This window comes from Lachnospiraceae bacterium KGMB03038 (assembly GCA_007361935.1).
In the GTDB taxonomy this organism is placed as follows: Bacteria; Bacillota; Clostridia; order Lachnospirales; family Lachnospiraceae; genus Massilistercora.
In genome coordinates this window covers 558,529-573,105 of record CP041667.1, presented here as the reverse complement: position 1 = coordinate 573,105, position 14,577 = coordinate 558,529, and the positions used below count along the sequence as shown (strand labels likewise).

General features: G+C 47.8%; 15 protein-coding genes and 6 tRNA genes. 2 read left to right on the top strand and 19 right to left on the bottom strand.

The window, feature by feature from the left end; genetic code table 11:
- Positions 1–113: 113 nt before the first annotated feature.
- Positions 114–1,226, top strand: coding sequence for a site-specific integrase (locus tag FND36_02755; GenBank protein QDW73056.1), 1,113 nt, complete (start codon positions 114–116; stop codon positions 1,224–1,226).
- Positions 1,227–1,370: 144 nt separating this feature from the next.
- Here the strand turns inward: FND36_02755 and FND36_02750 are convergent.
- The 17 genes from FND36_02750 to FND36_02670 form a co-directional block, all read right to left on the bottom strand.
- Positions 1,371–1,443, bottom strand: a tRNA-Lys gene (locus FND36_02750).
- A 6-nt stretch (positions 1,444–1,449) separates the two neighbouring features.
- Positions 1,450–1,521: transfer RNA gene (locus tag FND36_02745), tRNA-Gln, on the bottom strand.
- Positions 1,522–1,571: 50 nt separating this feature from the next.
- Positions 1,572–1,645, bottom strand: a tRNA-His gene (locus FND36_02740).
- 68 nt (positions 1,646–1,713) lie between these two features.
- Positions 1,714–1,787, bottom strand: a tRNA-Arg gene (locus tag FND36_02735).
- Between the two features lie 59 nt (positions 1,788–1,846).
- Positions 1,847–1,917, bottom strand: a tRNA-Gly gene (locus FND36_02730).
- 7 nt (positions 1,918–1,924) lie between these two features.
- A tRNA-Pro gene (locus FND36_02725) sits at positions 1,925–1,999 on the bottom strand.
- 119 nt (positions 2,000–2,118) lie between these two features.
- Positions 2,119–2,598: a metallophosphoesterase gene (locus FND36_02720; GenBank protein ID QDW73055.1), complete on the bottom strand. Its 480-nt coding sequence runs from the start codon at positions 2,596–2,598 to the stop codon at positions 2,119–2,121.
- Positions 2,595–3,236, bottom strand: a complete 642-nt coding sequence (gene rdgB, locus FND36_02715; GenBank protein ID QDW73054.1) for an RdgB/HAM1 family non-canonical purine NTP pyrophosphatase — start codon at positions 3,234–3,236, stop codon at positions 2,595–2,597. The genes FND36_02720 and rdgB overlap by 4 nt, the downstream gene beginning before the upstream one ends.
- Positions 3,237–3,238: 2 nt before the next feature.
- Positions 3,239–4,414: a class I SAM-dependent RNA methyltransferase gene (locus FND36_02710; protein ID QDW73053.1), complete on the bottom strand. Its 1,176-nt coding sequence runs from the start codon at positions 4,412–4,414 to the stop codon at positions 3,239–3,241.
- Positions 4,415–4,563: 149 nt separating this feature from the next.
- Positions 4,564–4,743, bottom strand: a complete 180-nt coding sequence (locus FND36_02705; GenBank protein QDW73052.1) for a hypothetical protein — start codon at positions 4,741–4,743, stop codon at positions 4,564–4,566.
- Positions 4,744–4,995: 252 nt separating this feature from the next.
- A complete protein-coding gene (locus FND36_02700) occupies positions 4,996–5,451 on the bottom strand; it encodes a DUF1700 domain-containing protein (protein ID QDW73051.1) in 456 nt (151 codons plus the stop codon).
- 18 nt (positions 5,452–5,469) lie between these two features.
- The gene (locus FND36_02695; GenBank protein QDW73050.1) at positions 5,470–7,581 is read right to left on the bottom strand and encodes a glutamine synthetase type III; all 2,112 of its coding nucleotides are present in this window, start codon (positions 7,579–7,581) and stop codon (positions 5,470–5,472) included.
- 88 nt (positions 7,582–7,669) lie between these two features.
- Positions 7,670–8,533 carry a class II fructose-1,6-bisphosphate aldolase gene (gene fba, locus FND36_02690; GenBank protein ID QDW73049.1) on the bottom strand — a complete coding sequence of 288 codons (864 nt, stop codon included), beginning with the start codon at positions 8,531–8,533 and terminating at the stop codon, positions 7,670–7,672.
- 93 nt (positions 8,534–8,626) lie between these two features.
- Entirely contained in the window at positions 8,627–8,998 is a 372-nt protein-coding gene (locus tag FND36_02685) for an arsenate reductase family protein (protein ID QDW73048.1), read from the bottom strand.
- 140 nt (positions 8,999–9,138) lie between these two features.
- Positions 9,139–9,819, bottom strand: coding sequence for a hypothetical protein (locus FND36_02680; GenBank protein ID QDW73047.1), 681 nt, complete (start codon positions 9,817–9,819; stop codon positions 9,139–9,141).
- An 89-nt stretch (positions 9,820–9,908) separates the two neighbouring features.
- Complete coding sequence (locus FND36_02675; GenBank protein QDW73046.1) at positions 9,909–10,154, bottom strand: hypothetical protein; 246 nt, start codon at positions 10,152–10,154, stop codon at positions 9,909–9,911.
- A gap of 119 nt (positions 10,155–10,273) precedes the next feature.
- Positions 10,274–11,035: an N-acetylmuramoyl-L-alanine amidase gene (locus FND36_02670; protein QDW73045.1), complete on the bottom strand. Its 762-nt coding sequence runs from the start codon at positions 11,033–11,035 to the stop codon at positions 10,274–10,276.
- A 203-nt stretch (positions 11,036–11,238) separates the two neighbouring features.
- Between FND36_02670 and FND36_02665 the strand changes: the two genes are divergently transcribed.
- A complete protein-coding gene (locus FND36_02665) occupies positions 11,239–12,024 on the top strand; it encodes a triose-phosphate isomerase (GenBank protein ID QDW73044.1) in 786 nt (261 codons plus the stop codon).
- Positions 12,025–12,178: 154 nt separating this feature from the next.
- On the opposite strand, the gene dhaL is transcribed toward FND36_02665, so the two are convergent.
- Together dhaL and FND36_02655 are read right to left on the bottom strand one after the other, a co-directional pair.
- Positions 12,179–13,933 carry a dihydroxyacetone kinase subunit L gene (gene dhaL / locus FND36_02660; GenBank protein ID QDW75517.1) on the bottom strand — a complete coding sequence of 585 codons (1,755 nt, stop codon included), beginning with the start codon at positions 13,931–13,933 and terminating at the stop codon, positions 12,179–12,181.
- A gap of 47 nt (positions 13,934–13,980) precedes the next feature.
- Positions 13,981–14,574 carry a hypothetical protein gene (locus tag FND36_02655; protein ID QDW73043.1) on the bottom strand — a complete coding sequence of 198 codons (594 nt, stop codon included), beginning with the start codon at positions 14,572–14,574 and terminating at the stop codon, positions 13,981–13,983.
- Positions 14,575–14,577: the final 3 nt, after the last annotated feature.

Genomic DNA, 14,577 nt, shown 5'->3' with positions numbered 1-14,577 from the left:
CGGAACTCACGTTCCTGCTGGCTGTTATTTTTATACCCAAAATTGCAACTTTTCCGCATAAATTGCAACTAAAAATGCAATTATGCAATTTTCAAAAAAAGGGAGATGATGACATGGCAACAGCAAAGTACACACGAGGCTCAGACGGATATTTTACAGCCAGAGTATGGGATGGGACTTATGACGACCTTGGAAAAAAGCACCGGAAACCAATCCGATCGAAAAAATCCAGCCGAGACCTGGAGCGGAAGGTTCAGGAATTTGAGCAGCAAGTCCGGGAGCGTCGGCAGATCAGAAAGATGGATGTAACATTTTTGGACTATGCGAGAGAATGGAAGCGGGTCTACAAGCACCAGGCGGAAACCAACACGCAGGCCATGTATGAGAACGTGATCGAAAAGCACCTGATTATCCTGGAAGGCATACAGCTTCAGTCCATTGAGCGGATCCATCTGCAGATGGTCCTAAACAACGCAGACGGAAAAACACGGACCCAGCAGCAAATCTATATGACCTTCAAACAGATCCTGAAATCCGCCGTGACGGATCACCTGTACCCCGCTAACATTATGGCCGACATCTTCCAGTCTATTCCTCCAGTGAAATATACAGCCCCGGAAAAGCGGCCGTTAACTGACAACGAGCGCAGGGCCGTTTTTAAGGCCGATTTTGACGATCAGGATAAAATCTATGTCTATCTGATCTATGGCTGCGGATTGAGGCGCGAGGAGGCTCTGGCGCTGACAATTTTCGATATACATATAGACACCCAGGAGGTAAGCATAACAAAGGCTCACAAGTTTGTCCGGGGGACCCCGATCACTAAGATTCCAAAATCAGAAAACGGGTACCGGACCATACCTATCCCGGATCTGGTCTTTCCGGCCGTGAAAGAATATGTCCAAAGCCTGAAATCTAAAAACAGGACCTATCTCTTCACGATAACGAGCGGCCAGCCTGTGACCAAGAGCAGCTATGACAAGATGTGGGCCAGGATCCTGCGCCGGATGAATGAGGCCGCAGACGAACCGATCACCGGCCTGACCGGGCACATGTTCCGGCACAATTACTGTACGCAACTCTGCTATCAGATTCCCAAGATATCGATCGGAAGAATCGCCCAGCTTATGGGAGACACAGAGAGGATGGTCCTGGAGGTATATAATCATATTATACTGGAGCGGGAGAATGCGGCAGAGGCAGTCAATGACGCGATCAATTTTTAAGGAAGATATGGAACAAAAATGGAACATTGGAACACGATTGGAACATTTTGAACGGCAAAATCAGGCACCAGACAGCACCGTATAAGAAAACAGAAAAATAGCGGAAACCCGTACAAATACTAGGTTTCCGCCCCTCTCATTCCATGAGCGTGCGGGGATTCGAACCCCGGACAACTTGATTAAAAGTCAAGTGCTCTACCACCTGAGCTACACGCCCTTATAACTGGGCTAGTTGGATTCGAACCAACGAATGCAGGAGTCAAAGTCCTGTGCCTTACCGCTTGGCGATAGCCCACTGCTTTCCCGGCCACAAGGCCAGGTTCCTGGAAAAGGATAAAAAAAGAGGGTGGGTAATGGGACTCGAACCCATGATATCCAGAACCACAATCTGGCGCGCTAACCAACTGCACCATACCCACCATATCTATTACCCGCCAGACCTTCAGATCCGGCAAAGTACCACATTATTCAATTGTCGTGGTTCCAACGAGCCTGGGGGGATTCGAACCCTCGACCTACGGCTTAGAAGGCCGTTGCTCTATCCAGCTGAGCTACAGACTCACAAGCCCGTTCTCTTCAGGAACGACGCCTTCTTAATTCCCTTTTCAGGGCTTTAAGAAAGCGGGTGATGGGAATCGAACCCACGTATCTAGCTTGGAAGGCTAGTGTTCTACCATTGAACTACACCCGCATGAATATCGGGGTGACAGGATTTGAACCTGCGACCTCCTGGTCCCAAACCAGGCGCTCTAGCCAAGCTGAGCCACACCCCGTTCGTATTTTATTCCTGTCACTGTATGTCATTCGCCGTGACACAAGACATATTATATAGCATGGTTTCTTGCTTGTCAACAACTTTTTTTAATTTTCTCATCAACTTTCTCAAACAGTCTCAGACATACTTTAATGTAAATTCTGCTTTCCCGTTTTTATCCGTTTCCATCAGCATATAGGTCCCTTTTCTCCCCTCCTGTCTTGGGTATGCGATACTCCCCGGATTGAGCGTGATCAGATCTGTTTCTTTTGTAAAAGAAGGCTTATGGGTATGGCCGTACATCACAATATCCGCTCCCCGGCCTCTGGCTTCCTCTTTCAGATTTTCTTCCCCCACAGCCACATAATAATAATGTCCATGGGTAATAAACAGATGAAGTCCATCTACAAAAAACTCTTCTTCCCTTGGAAGCTCTGAGAAAAAGTCGTTGTTTCCTCCCAAAATATGCGCGGGGCAATCCGCCAGCGCTCTGATGTAATCCTCTCCGCCTTCCACATCTCCAAGATGGATCAGCATATCAATAGGCGCCGATTCCCTGATCGCTTTTTCCAGGTTCCCATGAGATTTGTGTGTATCGCTTACGATCAATATTTTCATCTATTTTTCATTCCCTTTTCATTATCCCATTTCTCGAGCAGGATCTTCCGCATCTTTCGAAGTCCTTCTCCTCTGTGACTTAATTCATTCTTTTTCTCCGGAGCAAGCTGCGCGCTGGTACACCCGTAATCCGGCAGGAAAAATATCGGATCGTATCCAAATCCATTTTCTCCGGCAATCTCATATCCAATCTGTCCTTCCATCGTGCCGCGTACTACCTGAGCCTCTCCGTCTGGAAATACTGACGCTATGGCGCAAACGAACCGCGCGGTCCTCTGCTCCTTGGGCACACCCTTCATTCTTTCCAGCAAAGCGTTATTCTTGATATCATAGGAAGTATCTTCTCCCATATATCTGGCCGAGTAAATTCCCGGTTCTTTATTGAGATAGTCGATCTCTAATCCCGAATCATCCGCCAAAACTACCGCATCCTGATATTCAGGATTCTTTGCGGCCTCTTTAGCGATCTCTCTTGCTTTGATCAGAGCGTTTTCCTCAAAGGTCCTGCCATCTTCCACCACATCCGCCTGGATTCCGGCTTCCTTCTGCGACAAAATACGGGCTCCAAGCCCATCCAAGATCATTCGGATCTCTACCATTTTATGTTCATTTCCCGTAGCAAAAATAATCGTCTTCATCTTTACCGTTCTTCTCCCTTCCGCTGCTTATCTGTCCGTCTGGGCGGTTTTGGCCCCAGAAACTGGTAAAAATATGTCTTCAGCATTCCGTTGTAGATCTTCCGGTTTTTATCTGCCTTGCGGCCGAAATAACGCTCCGCGTCCTCATAGGATGTGATCATATAAGCAGACCAGGAATCCAGTCCTCTGAAGCTTTCCCCAAAAGCCCGGTACAGGTCAGGCAGCGCCTCTTTTTCCTCCAGCCGCTCTCCATAAGGCGGATTCGTAATGATAAAGCCATATTTCTTGGGATGGCTTAAATTTCTCACATCCCGCTCCTGGAAGTGGATCATTTCTTCCACTCCCGCCTCTTTCGCGTTTCTCCTCGCGATTTTAATAACAGACCCGTCAATATCATATCCCTGGATATCCATTCCTGTCGGTATATGTATCCGGGAAGCCGCCTCATCAGCCCCGTCGTACCAGCCTCTTTTAGGCAGAAAATTCGTCCACTCTTCCGCCGTAAACGAACGGTTCATACCTGGCGCTATATCTGCCGCCATCATTGCCGCTTCAATCAAGAATGTCCCGCTTCCGCAGAAAGGGTCTACCAGAATCCTGTCTTTTTTCCACGGTGTCAGAAGAATCAGGGCCGCCGCCAGCGTCTCCGTTATAGGCGCCTTTCCGGACACCTCCCGGTATCCTCGTTTATGGAGAGATACCCCAGATGTGTCAAGCCCTACCGTCACACAGTCCTTTTTCAAAAAAACCCGAACCGGATAAGAAGCGCCGTCTTCCGGAAACCATCCCACATGATAATGGTCTCCTAATCTTCTGACCATAGCTTTCTTCATGATGGATTGAATATCCGATGGACTAAACAGCCTGCTCTTGACCGATGCCGCTTTGGACACCCAGAATTTTCCATCCTTTGGGATATATGCTTCCCATGGCAGTTTTCTGGTCTCTTCAAACAACTCTTCAAAGCTCTCGGCGCGAAAGCTCCCCACTTTTATCAATATCCTCTCCGCTGTCCTCAGAAACAAATTTGCGCGGCATACCGCCGTAATATCTCCGCGGAAGGTCACCCTTCCGTCATCTACCTCAGTGATCTCATATCCCAGATCCCCAATTTCCCGTTTCAGGACGGCCTCCAGGCCAAAATGACACGGCGCGATCAATTCTATCTTCTCAGTCATCCGTCGAATCTCTCCATTTCCTGTACATTCCAGGGGTCAGTCCCTTTCTCTATCTTAGCCCCGCCTCTATGCCTTTGTCAATCTGATTTTACGCGGCGCAAAAAGGCGGGGACATATTCTTATGCCCCGCCTTTTTGACTCTGCATGATCTAGTATTTGCTGTTTTCGCTGTCAGTTCCCGCTCCATTTCTATTGGACGTATTCTGTCCGGATGCATTCTTATTCATTGAATTCTGAGTTCCGGCATTCTGTTTTGCTCCGTTTTTGCTCTTAGAATTCTGGTCGAATGTGTTTGAGCTGTTGTTGGATGAATGATAATTCTTAGCCATTTGAATTCCTCCTAATCTTTTTGATTACGAGGTTATTATGTCCCTGCGGATTTTTTTTATGTATCTTTTTCACAAAAATAGAATCTCAAATATATTAAGATTTTTTTAAATTTTATCTTGCTTTTTATATTTCCCTATATTATACTTATGTTTGTAGGAAGGATACTTTCTACAACCCCTTATTAATTATTTATACTCCCCTCAAAAGACCGATGGCTCCCCCATCGGTCTTTTACTTTTTCCTTTATTTTCCTATCTTCGCCGATCCAGCAGACGAAAGATCAGCGAAATCAAGATCAACGGAATAAGGATGGGTACCAGCAGACTGAAGATTCCCCCAATGACCGCGATCACCAGGAGAAAAATCCCAACAACGCCCAAGATCAAAAGCAGCTTCTTCCACCAGGTATCAATTCCAAACACATGGACATTGGCTTCTTCCTGATATCTGTCATAGCTTCTCTTGCTTTCCGGCTCATAAGCGTAGCTTCCTCCCGTTCCTCCCTGCATTTCCACAGAATCGATAATGGTCCGGGCGATCGCCCAGGGATCGCCCAGTTCGGCTACCACATCCTCTTCTCTTCTTCCTTTTCTGACTTCATCTTCAATATACCGCCTGTAATAAACGGTCTGTTCCTGTACCACAGGGCCGCTCAAGTCATTGCCAAGAGCCTCTTTTAATTTTTCCAAAAACTCCTTTTTGGTCATTTAGTCCCTCCTGTCGGTTTATACTTCAAAAAGAAGATCTCCATAAGACGGCATGGGCCACGCTTCTTTATCCATGATCATTTCCATCCGGTCTACCGGCGCCCTTAAGGCTTCCATTGCCGGAGTCACTTCAAAATAGTAGAATCTTGCCCTCTCTTTTCCTTCCGTCTTTTCCAGCGCCTCATCCGCCGCTTTCGTCAGTGCTTCCAACGCGTTTCTGGTCTCTCCAAGAAGTTTCGTCACCTCCTGCAGGATCTCCGTCTGCACCGTCGCGTCCGCGCCCGCTTCTCTCACTGAATTGACTGTATCCGCCAAAGACTTTGTATACTTGATAAATGCCGGAAGGAACTGCTTGCTTGCCATATCGATCATTGTCCTGGCCTCAATATTGATCGCCTTGGAATAATTCTCATAACGAATCTCCGCTCTGGATTCCAATTCCGCTTTCGTCAGCACCTTAAATCGCTCAAACATCTTGACCGACTTCTCTGTAGTAAGCGCAGGGATTGCCTCCACCATAGAGCGGATATTTGACAGACCTCTTCTCTTAGCCTCCTTGACCCACTCTTCCGAATAGCCATTCCCGTTAAAAATAATCTTCTGATGTTCGATCGCGTACTGCTTGATCAGATCATGGACCGCCATTTCAAAATCCTCTGCCTGATCCAGCACATCACAAGCTTCCGCAAACGCTTCCGCAACGATAGTATTCAAGACTACATTAGGGCTTGCCACAGAATCTCTGGCCCCCACCATGCGGAATTCGAATTTGTTTCCGGTAAAGGCAAATGGCGAGGTCCGATTGCGGTCCGTCGCATCTTTCGCAAGCTGCGGAAGGGTGCTCACGCCTGTCTCCAGCTTGCCGCCTTTTAAGCTGTGGGTCGCTTCCCCCGTACTTACAAGCTGTTGGATCACATCTTCCAATTGATCTCCTAAAAATACAGAGATAATAGCCGGAGGCGCTTCGTTTCCTCCCAGTCTGTGATCATTTCCCGGATCGGCAGCCGACTCTCTTAAGAGATCAGCATGCTCGTCTACCGCTTTCAGAATACACGTCAGAACCAGCAGAAATTGGATATTTTCATGAGGAGTCTTCCCGGGGTCCAAAAGATTTTTTCCATCATCCGTAGTCAAAGACCAGTTATTGTGTTTTCCTGAACCATTGACTCCGGCAAAGGGTTTCTCATGAAACAGACACTTCATACCGTGCTGTCCCGCGATCCGCTTCATCGTCTGCATAACCAAATGGTTATGGTCTACCGCCACATTTGCCTTTGCGTAAATGGGCGCAAGTTCATGCTGGGCCGGCGCCACTTCATTATGCTGAGTCTTAGCCGTCACTCCAACTTTCCACAATTCAATATTGACGTCCCGCATAAAAGCAGCAATCCTCTGCCGAATCGTTCCAAAATAGTGATCATCCAATTCCTGCCCTTTGGGCGGCATTGCGCCAAACAAAGTCCTTCCGGTGTAGATCAGGTCCTTTCTCTCCATAAACTTCTTAGCGTCTACCAGAAAATACTCCTGCTCCGCCCCCACCTGCGGAATGACTTTCTTAGATGTGGTATTGCCAAAGTGACGGATCAGGCGGAGAGACTGCTCACCGATCGCTTCCATAGAACGAAGAAGCGGCGTTTTCTGATCCAGCGCCGCTCCTGTATAAGAACAAAACGCGGTTGGAATACACAGGGTCGCCCCCGCGGCATCGTGTCTTACAAACGCCGGAGAGGTACAATCCCACGCTGTATAGCCTCTGGCCTCAAAGGTTGCCCTTAATCCTCCCGAAGGGAAAGAAGAAGCATCCGGTTCTCCCTTGATCAGCTCTTTTCCCGAGAAACTCATCAGGACCTTGCCGCTGTCCAGCGGCGCTGAGATAAAGGAATCATGCTTTTCCGCGGTCACTCCGGTCAGCGGCTGAAACCAGTGCGTATAATGAGTCGCGCCTTTTTCAATCGCCCATTCCTTCATCTCGTGGGCGATCACATCCGCTGTCGCAAGATCTAACTCCTTGCCTTCTTCTATTGTCTGTTTCAGATCCCGGTATACTTTCTTAGGAAGTCTTTCCTGCATGACTGTATCATTAAATACATCTTCCCCAAAAATATCAGCTACATTAAATGCCTCTCCCATGCTTTGTTTATCCTTTCTTTTTCTTCTTGATTTCAAACAAGGAAGGCGTTCCAACTTAACTGCCGGAACGCCTTTATTTTCCTTTTTCTTACGCTTTTCCGACGGAGCCGAACAGTTCCATCTTCTCTTTTACTGTGGCGATGATCGCATCGCATCCTGGTTTGAGAAGCTTCCTTGGATCGAACCCTTTTCCTTCCAGGTCTTTCCCCGCTTCCACATATTTCCGCGTCGCATCCGCAAACGCAAGCTGGCACTCTGTATTCACATTGATCTTAGCCACGCCAAGGCTGATCGCCTTTTTGATCATATCTTCCGGGATTCCTGTCCCCCCGTGCAGTACCAGAGGAAGATTGCCGGTCAGCTTCTGGATCGCATCCAGGGTCTCAAAGCTTAATCCTGCCCAGTTAGCGGGATATTTCCCATGGATATTTCCAATCCCTGCCGCAAGCATATCCACACCCAGATCCGCGATCATCTTACATTCCTCCGGATCAGCGCACTCGCCTTGTCCAACGACTCCATCTTCCTCGCCGCCGATGGCCCCTACTTCCGCTTCCAAAGACATTCCCTTTTCTCTGCAGACAGCGATCAGTTCTTTCGTTTTCGCCACATTTTCTTCAATCGGATACTTAGACCCATCAAACATAATGGATGAGAACCCCGCCTCAATACATTTATAGCATCCTTCATAAGTTCCGTGATCCAGATGGAGAGCAACCGGTACTGTGATCCCCATTTCGTCTGTCATTGCTTTTACCATCTCAGTCACCGTCTTAAAACCAGTCATATATTTTCCCGCTCCCTCAGAAACTCCAAGGATAACGGGAGATTTGCACTCTTCCGCCGCCGTAAGGATAGCCTTCGTCCATTCCAGATTATTGATGTTAAAATGGCCGACTGCGTAATGGCCTGCTACCGCTTTTTCAAGCATATCTTTTGCTGATACTAACATAAAACGAATCCTCCAATTTCTCCGCCGCCGCGGCATCTGCTCTGCCATCGGCGCTGGGCTGCTTTTTTGCTTTCCTTATTATATATCATCCTTTCAAAAAACACAAGGATGGAAACCCAGCTTTTCCTCCCATTCCTTCTCGCGGAAACCGGTCAGTACAAAGTCTTTGCCTATGACCAGCGGGCGCTTTACCAACATCCCGTCCGTTCCAAGCAGCTCGTACTGCTCCTCCTCTGTCATCTCCGGCAGTTTGTTCTTCAGCTCCATGCTCTTATACAGCATCCCGCTGGTATTAAAGAACTTCTTCAAAGGCAGCCCGCTCATCTCGTGCCATTGACGCAGTTCCTCTGCTGTCGGATTATTTTCTTTGATATGACGGTCTTGATACTCCACCTGATGTTCATCCAGCCATTTCTTCGCCTTCTGGCAAGTGCTGCATTTCGGATACTCAATAAATAAAATCATGCCGCCAGCCTCCTTTTTCTTTTTTCTCCGTTCTTTAACTATAACAAAAACACTCCCTCCAGACAATGCCTTTCATCCGCCAAACCTCATCCTATAGATAAAGACAGGAACGATGCCTCTCCATCGTTCCTGTCTGCGCTCTAATTTTCCTCTTCTCCAGTCAGCTTCCAGATCGCTTCCGCCTCCTGTCTTGTGATCCCCAGCCGTTCCGCGGCTTCTTCGAGAGTCACCTTTCGCTCTTCTTCCTTTTCCATCTCGATCACCGCTTTTTTCAGCTGGGATACTTTCCGAACCATCTGTCTGTCTCCCTGTTTGGCCGCTCCGCTTATTTCGATCAGACTTATCATGGACTGGCGGACTTCCTTAAGGATCTCCTCCTCTGATTTCTCGGGATTTTCTCCCATGGAAACCACAAGACGCATGTTTCCTTCCTGTATCAGATCCCCCAGAAACACCTCTCCCCGCCGCAGTTCCCTTGCCTCTTCTACAACTTCCCCCAGATAATGGGCAAGTCTATCTTCGCCCGATTCCTCAAGCGTCTCTATCTCTCCCAGATAATGATCCAGATACTTCTGCTCTTCTGCGTTAAGCGCCTCCCGTTCCTCGCCGGACTCCTTTAAGATCCCTCCGGCGGGCTCGTATCCTTTTACCCGCACTCCCTGCTCCATTAAGTATTGATATACTAATTCTATCTGCTCCTGAGAAAGCGCTTCTTCCTCAAAGTATTCTTCTGTTTCTTCCATAGAAAGAACGTCCCCTTGTTCTTTCGCCAGTTCCAGAATTCCTCTTAACTTCTCTTGAAATCCAATTTTCTCTGCCATCTATATTCCCTCCGTCTTCCAAGAAGATGTCAGGGGAAATTTCCCCCTGGTGTTTCTGGGAATATATTATCACAGACAATCTCAAAAAGCTATTGCTGTCTGCGGGCCAAAAACAGAATCCCCCCGAACAGCCCCAGGATGATCCCCGCATAGATAGATATACACAAAACGTTTGCCGCGCAGCTGACTGCCGCCGCTCCTGCCGCAACAACGCAGAACATCATTCCTGCCGCCATACTTCCCGCTGTCCAGAAAAGGATATTTGCCGCCAAAAATACGCCGGCTGTCCACTCTTCATGAAAAAATCTCTTTACCACATTCCACAAAAGCGTCATTTGTCATACCTCCTCCTATGTATCGACAACTCTCATTTCTTTGTTTTTATTGTAAGAGCTCTTTGTTAAAACATACGGTAAACTTTCGCAAAACTTAGGTAAAACTTCTTCACTCCTGTTTAACTGACAATCAATGTCTGATAGCCCGCGTTTTTCAACTGTCTTTCAGCCTCTGCCGCCTCTTCGAGAGTCTGATATTCTCCCACCTGCACGCTGATATACTGACCGGAATCATCGATAAACGCCGGAAAGCCCTGTTCCAACAGTTCGTTTTCCAATCTCTGAGCATAGTTCCAATTCCGGAATAATCCCACTTGAACCCGGTAATTTGTATTCTGGATCTCACCGGCTGAAGTCAGCCCATCTAAAATCCCCCTTGCTATCGCTTGTGCAATATCGTCAAAATTTTCATCAAACAGATAATTGTCTGTGTCTGAATTGATAAATCCCGCTTCCACCAGCACCGCCGGCATCTCTGTCCTTCTAAGAACCACCAGTCCCGGTCTCGCTTTCACGCCAAGATCCACAAATCCCACCGACTCTAACTGCTCGTTGATGTCCTGCGCCACCTGATACTTCAGGCCGGAAAGGTCATAAACTAATGTCTCCACCCCTGACACTTCATTATCTACAGGAAACGAATTGCGGTGGATTGAAACAAAGAAGTCTACTCCCGCGTTATTCGCTTCCATAGCCTTCTCAAGCGGTGTCTCATAGACATCTGTCGTCCTGGTGTACTCCACGTCGATTCCGTTATTTTGGAGGATTTCTCCAACAGCCAGCGTAAGCGCGAGCGTATCATCCTTTTCCTGCCGTCCATTATACACAGCCCCCGGATCCCGGCCGCCGTGCCCAGCATCCAGCATAATCGAGTAAGCCATAGCAAAACACCTCATATTCCAAATACCTCTTGCTATCAGAATATGCGGTGTGTTTTGCTTTGACACTCTTCCTTCCTGATCAAAAACAGATGAAATCGAAAATTCCTTTGTTCTTGATTGAATTTTTCTTTCCTTTTTAGTATAATAGATATAGTAGTTTTGGTTTTTACAATTCAAGGTGTATGACATATAAGGAGCGCGGCATGAAGAAGATATATTTTGGAAGCAATTTAAAAATGTATAAAAATATCAAAGACACAACCGAGTATCTCAAAGCTCTTGCGGACTACACCAAGGATCTTAGTCGTGAAGAGATCGAGCTCTTTATCATTCCTTCTTTTACCACTCTGGAAAGCGCGACTCAATGCTTTGACCGGCAGTATATCAAACTGGGCGCGCAGAATATGTGCTGGGAGGACGAAGGACAGTTTACCGGAGAGATTTCTCCTCTTATGCTTAAAGAGCTGGGACTGGATCTTGTAATGATCGGTCATTCGGAACGTCGCCATGTATTTGGCGAAACGGATGTGGAAGAAAACAAGAAAGTAAAAGCCGCTCTTAATCACGGATTTACCGCTCTGCTGTGTATCGGCGAAACCGCGGAAGAGAAAGCTTTTGGCATCAGTCCGGAAGTTCTCCGTACACAGCTTAAGGTTGGTTTTCATGACGTTCCCGTCTCACAGGTTCCAAAAATCTGGGTTGCCTATGAACCGGTATGGTCCATAGGGGTTAATGGGACTCCTGCCACCGCGGATTATGCCGAAGAAATGCACCAAGTGATCAAAACCTGTCTGAACGAGATCTTTGGCAAAGCCGGAGCTGATATTCCCGTCCTCTACGGCGGGAGTGTTAATCCCGGAAACGCAGAGGAACTCATCGTTCAGCCTTCCATCGACGGACTGTTTACCGGGCGGGCAGCCTGGCAGGCAGATAAATTTAATCGGCTTATTCGGGACTCTCTGAGTGCGGTCAAGAAATTGATCCACTAAGGGATGGAAAGGGGGAGGCCTTCCCGGCTTCTTGTTACAAAAAAAATAATTACCTTTCCCCTCACCGGGAAGCCCCCTTTCCACTCTCGATCAAAAATATTCTCAAAAAAATCGGATACATACCATACTAGTATGTATCCGTTTTTATGTCTTTTTATCCTTCTACAAACTCGCGCATTCCTTGAAAGATCAGCCAAACTGATGTCGCTCCCGCATCCTGGTAACCTATCGCACGTTCCATTAGCGATTTTGCCCGGCCAAATTTCGCCTGGTATTTCTTTGTGTCCTCCACTCCCTGCTTTGCCGCCTTTTCCGCTGATTTCAGCATCTCCAGCAAACTTTTGTCCTGATTCGCTTCCAGCGCTTCTACCGCGGGCGCCAATGCATCTACCATGGTCTTGTCTCCTACCGCGGCTTTTCCTCTCTCCTGAATCGCTTCCAGGCTCTTTCGCTCCATCTGCGCCAGATCTTGAGCTGCCAGCGTCTCTTTCCTTTCCATTCCCTTTGCTCCTGCCAGATATAGACTTCCAAAAATCACTCCCGATGCTCCGCCCATACTCAACAGCATGGCTTTGCCTGCAGCTTCAAATAATGCGTAAGCATTATGCTCTCCTTCCATCTGTCTCATTTTCCTGCGGACTTTCTGCATTCCTCCAGCCATCCCAATCCCATGGTCTCCATCTCCGATGGCGCTGTCCACTTCCGTCAGATAAGGCTTATTGGCTATGATTTTATTGGCTATATAGATCAGCATATTTCTGGTATCTTCCGCGTTCAGTTCAGTCAGTTCTCCCGCCTTGCTGCGGACCACCTCCACATCTTCGATATCATTTTCATCAAACTCAGGCTCTTCTGTTTCCTCTGCTGCCGATGCGCAGTCTTCCGTTTCTTGTATGCTCGTTCCTGTCAACTCTCCCTTTGCATAAAACGGACAATAACAAGGCATATCATAATATTTCTTCAATTCATCATCCAGCTTAAAAAGCGTAATCGAAAAGCCTCCCATCTCCTGGCTGGTGCAGTAGCTGTTCAAGTCTGTGTCATGAACTTTGATTCCGTCCCGATCAAGCAGTTCTTTCACTTTACGGTAAACAATCGCCAGTTCCGCGATAGAAGTAGAGCCAAGACCATTTACAAGGACACACACCTCATCTCCCGCCGACAGATCCGCATCTTCCATAATCTGGCCATACATACGTTCCGCCAGAACATCCGCCTCCTGCCAGTCTGTCCTGAGTACTCCCCGCTCTCCATGAAGTCCCATTCCATACTCGATCTTTCCTTCCGGAAGTTCAAAAATCGGACGGTCCACCCCTGGAAGCTGAGCCGGAGCGGTAGCCACTCCTACGCTCCTGGTATTATCCCTGGCTTTCTCCGTTACCCTGGTCACTTCTTCAAGCGAGAGTCCCGCATCACAAGCCGCTCCCGCAATCTTGACAACGAACACATCCCCGGCAATACCCCTGCGGTCGCTGATCCTCTCCTTCGGAGCGGAGGCTACGTCGTCCCACACCCGCACGTGGGCGGTAGAGATCCCCTCATCATTCAAGAACTCTTCACCCATATCAAAGTTCAAGTTATCCCCGGCATAACATCCATAGACAAAAAGGACTCCCTTTCCTTGTTCCACCGCTTTTGCCGTCTCATAGACTGTATTTGGATCCGGAGAAGCGAAAAAGTTCCCGCAGGCAGCCGCATCCGCCAACCCTTTTCCGACAAATCCGGAGAACATAGGCTCATGACCGCTTCCCCCGCCGATTACAAGGGCAACTTTATCTTTTCTGCTTTGTTTTAAGAGGACGCCGTTTACCTTCGGATGCTTCTTAAAATATCTTCCGTAGGCAGCGATATAGCCCTCCATCATTTCCTGCACAACATGGTCTGGGTGATTGATAATTTTCTTCATGATCAAACCTCTTTTCTTTCTTTATTCACAACACCGGCATATTGGTATTGTTATTGTAGCATATTGCTGTATTTCACGGAAAACCTTTTTATCAGGTATTCTCCGATCAAACGATGCCCCAATGGATTCAGATGAATCCCATCCAGATAATATCTTCCTATGGTTTCCTTCCGTTCTGACAGAACTTTCCAAAAATCCAGGATCTCGATCGAAAAACTCTCTCCAAACTCCAGAAGCCATTGTCTGTATTCTTTGAGCAGTTCCTGCACTTTCTCTCCGCCCGCATATGGTTTCCACCTATCATCGATTCCTTCCTGGACTACCGGAAAAGGAACGCCCAGCCCAACTTTGATTTTATTGGCTAAACATTGAAATACCATCCCGCTGATGCCGCACTTTGCCCCTTTTAAATCCCGCCCAAAAAAGATGTCGTTGCTTCCGCCCATCAAAATCGCAAAATCCGGCTGTTCTTCCACCACATCCCTTTCCAGGCGCGCCATCATTCCTCCCGTGGTATCCCCGCTGATCCCTCTATTGATCACGCTCATTTGGGGCCACGCATCAGAAAGAAGGGCAGTCCACACCGCTGCCCTTGCAACTCCATATCCATATGTCAGGCTGTCTCCCATACAAACGACCTTCATCTC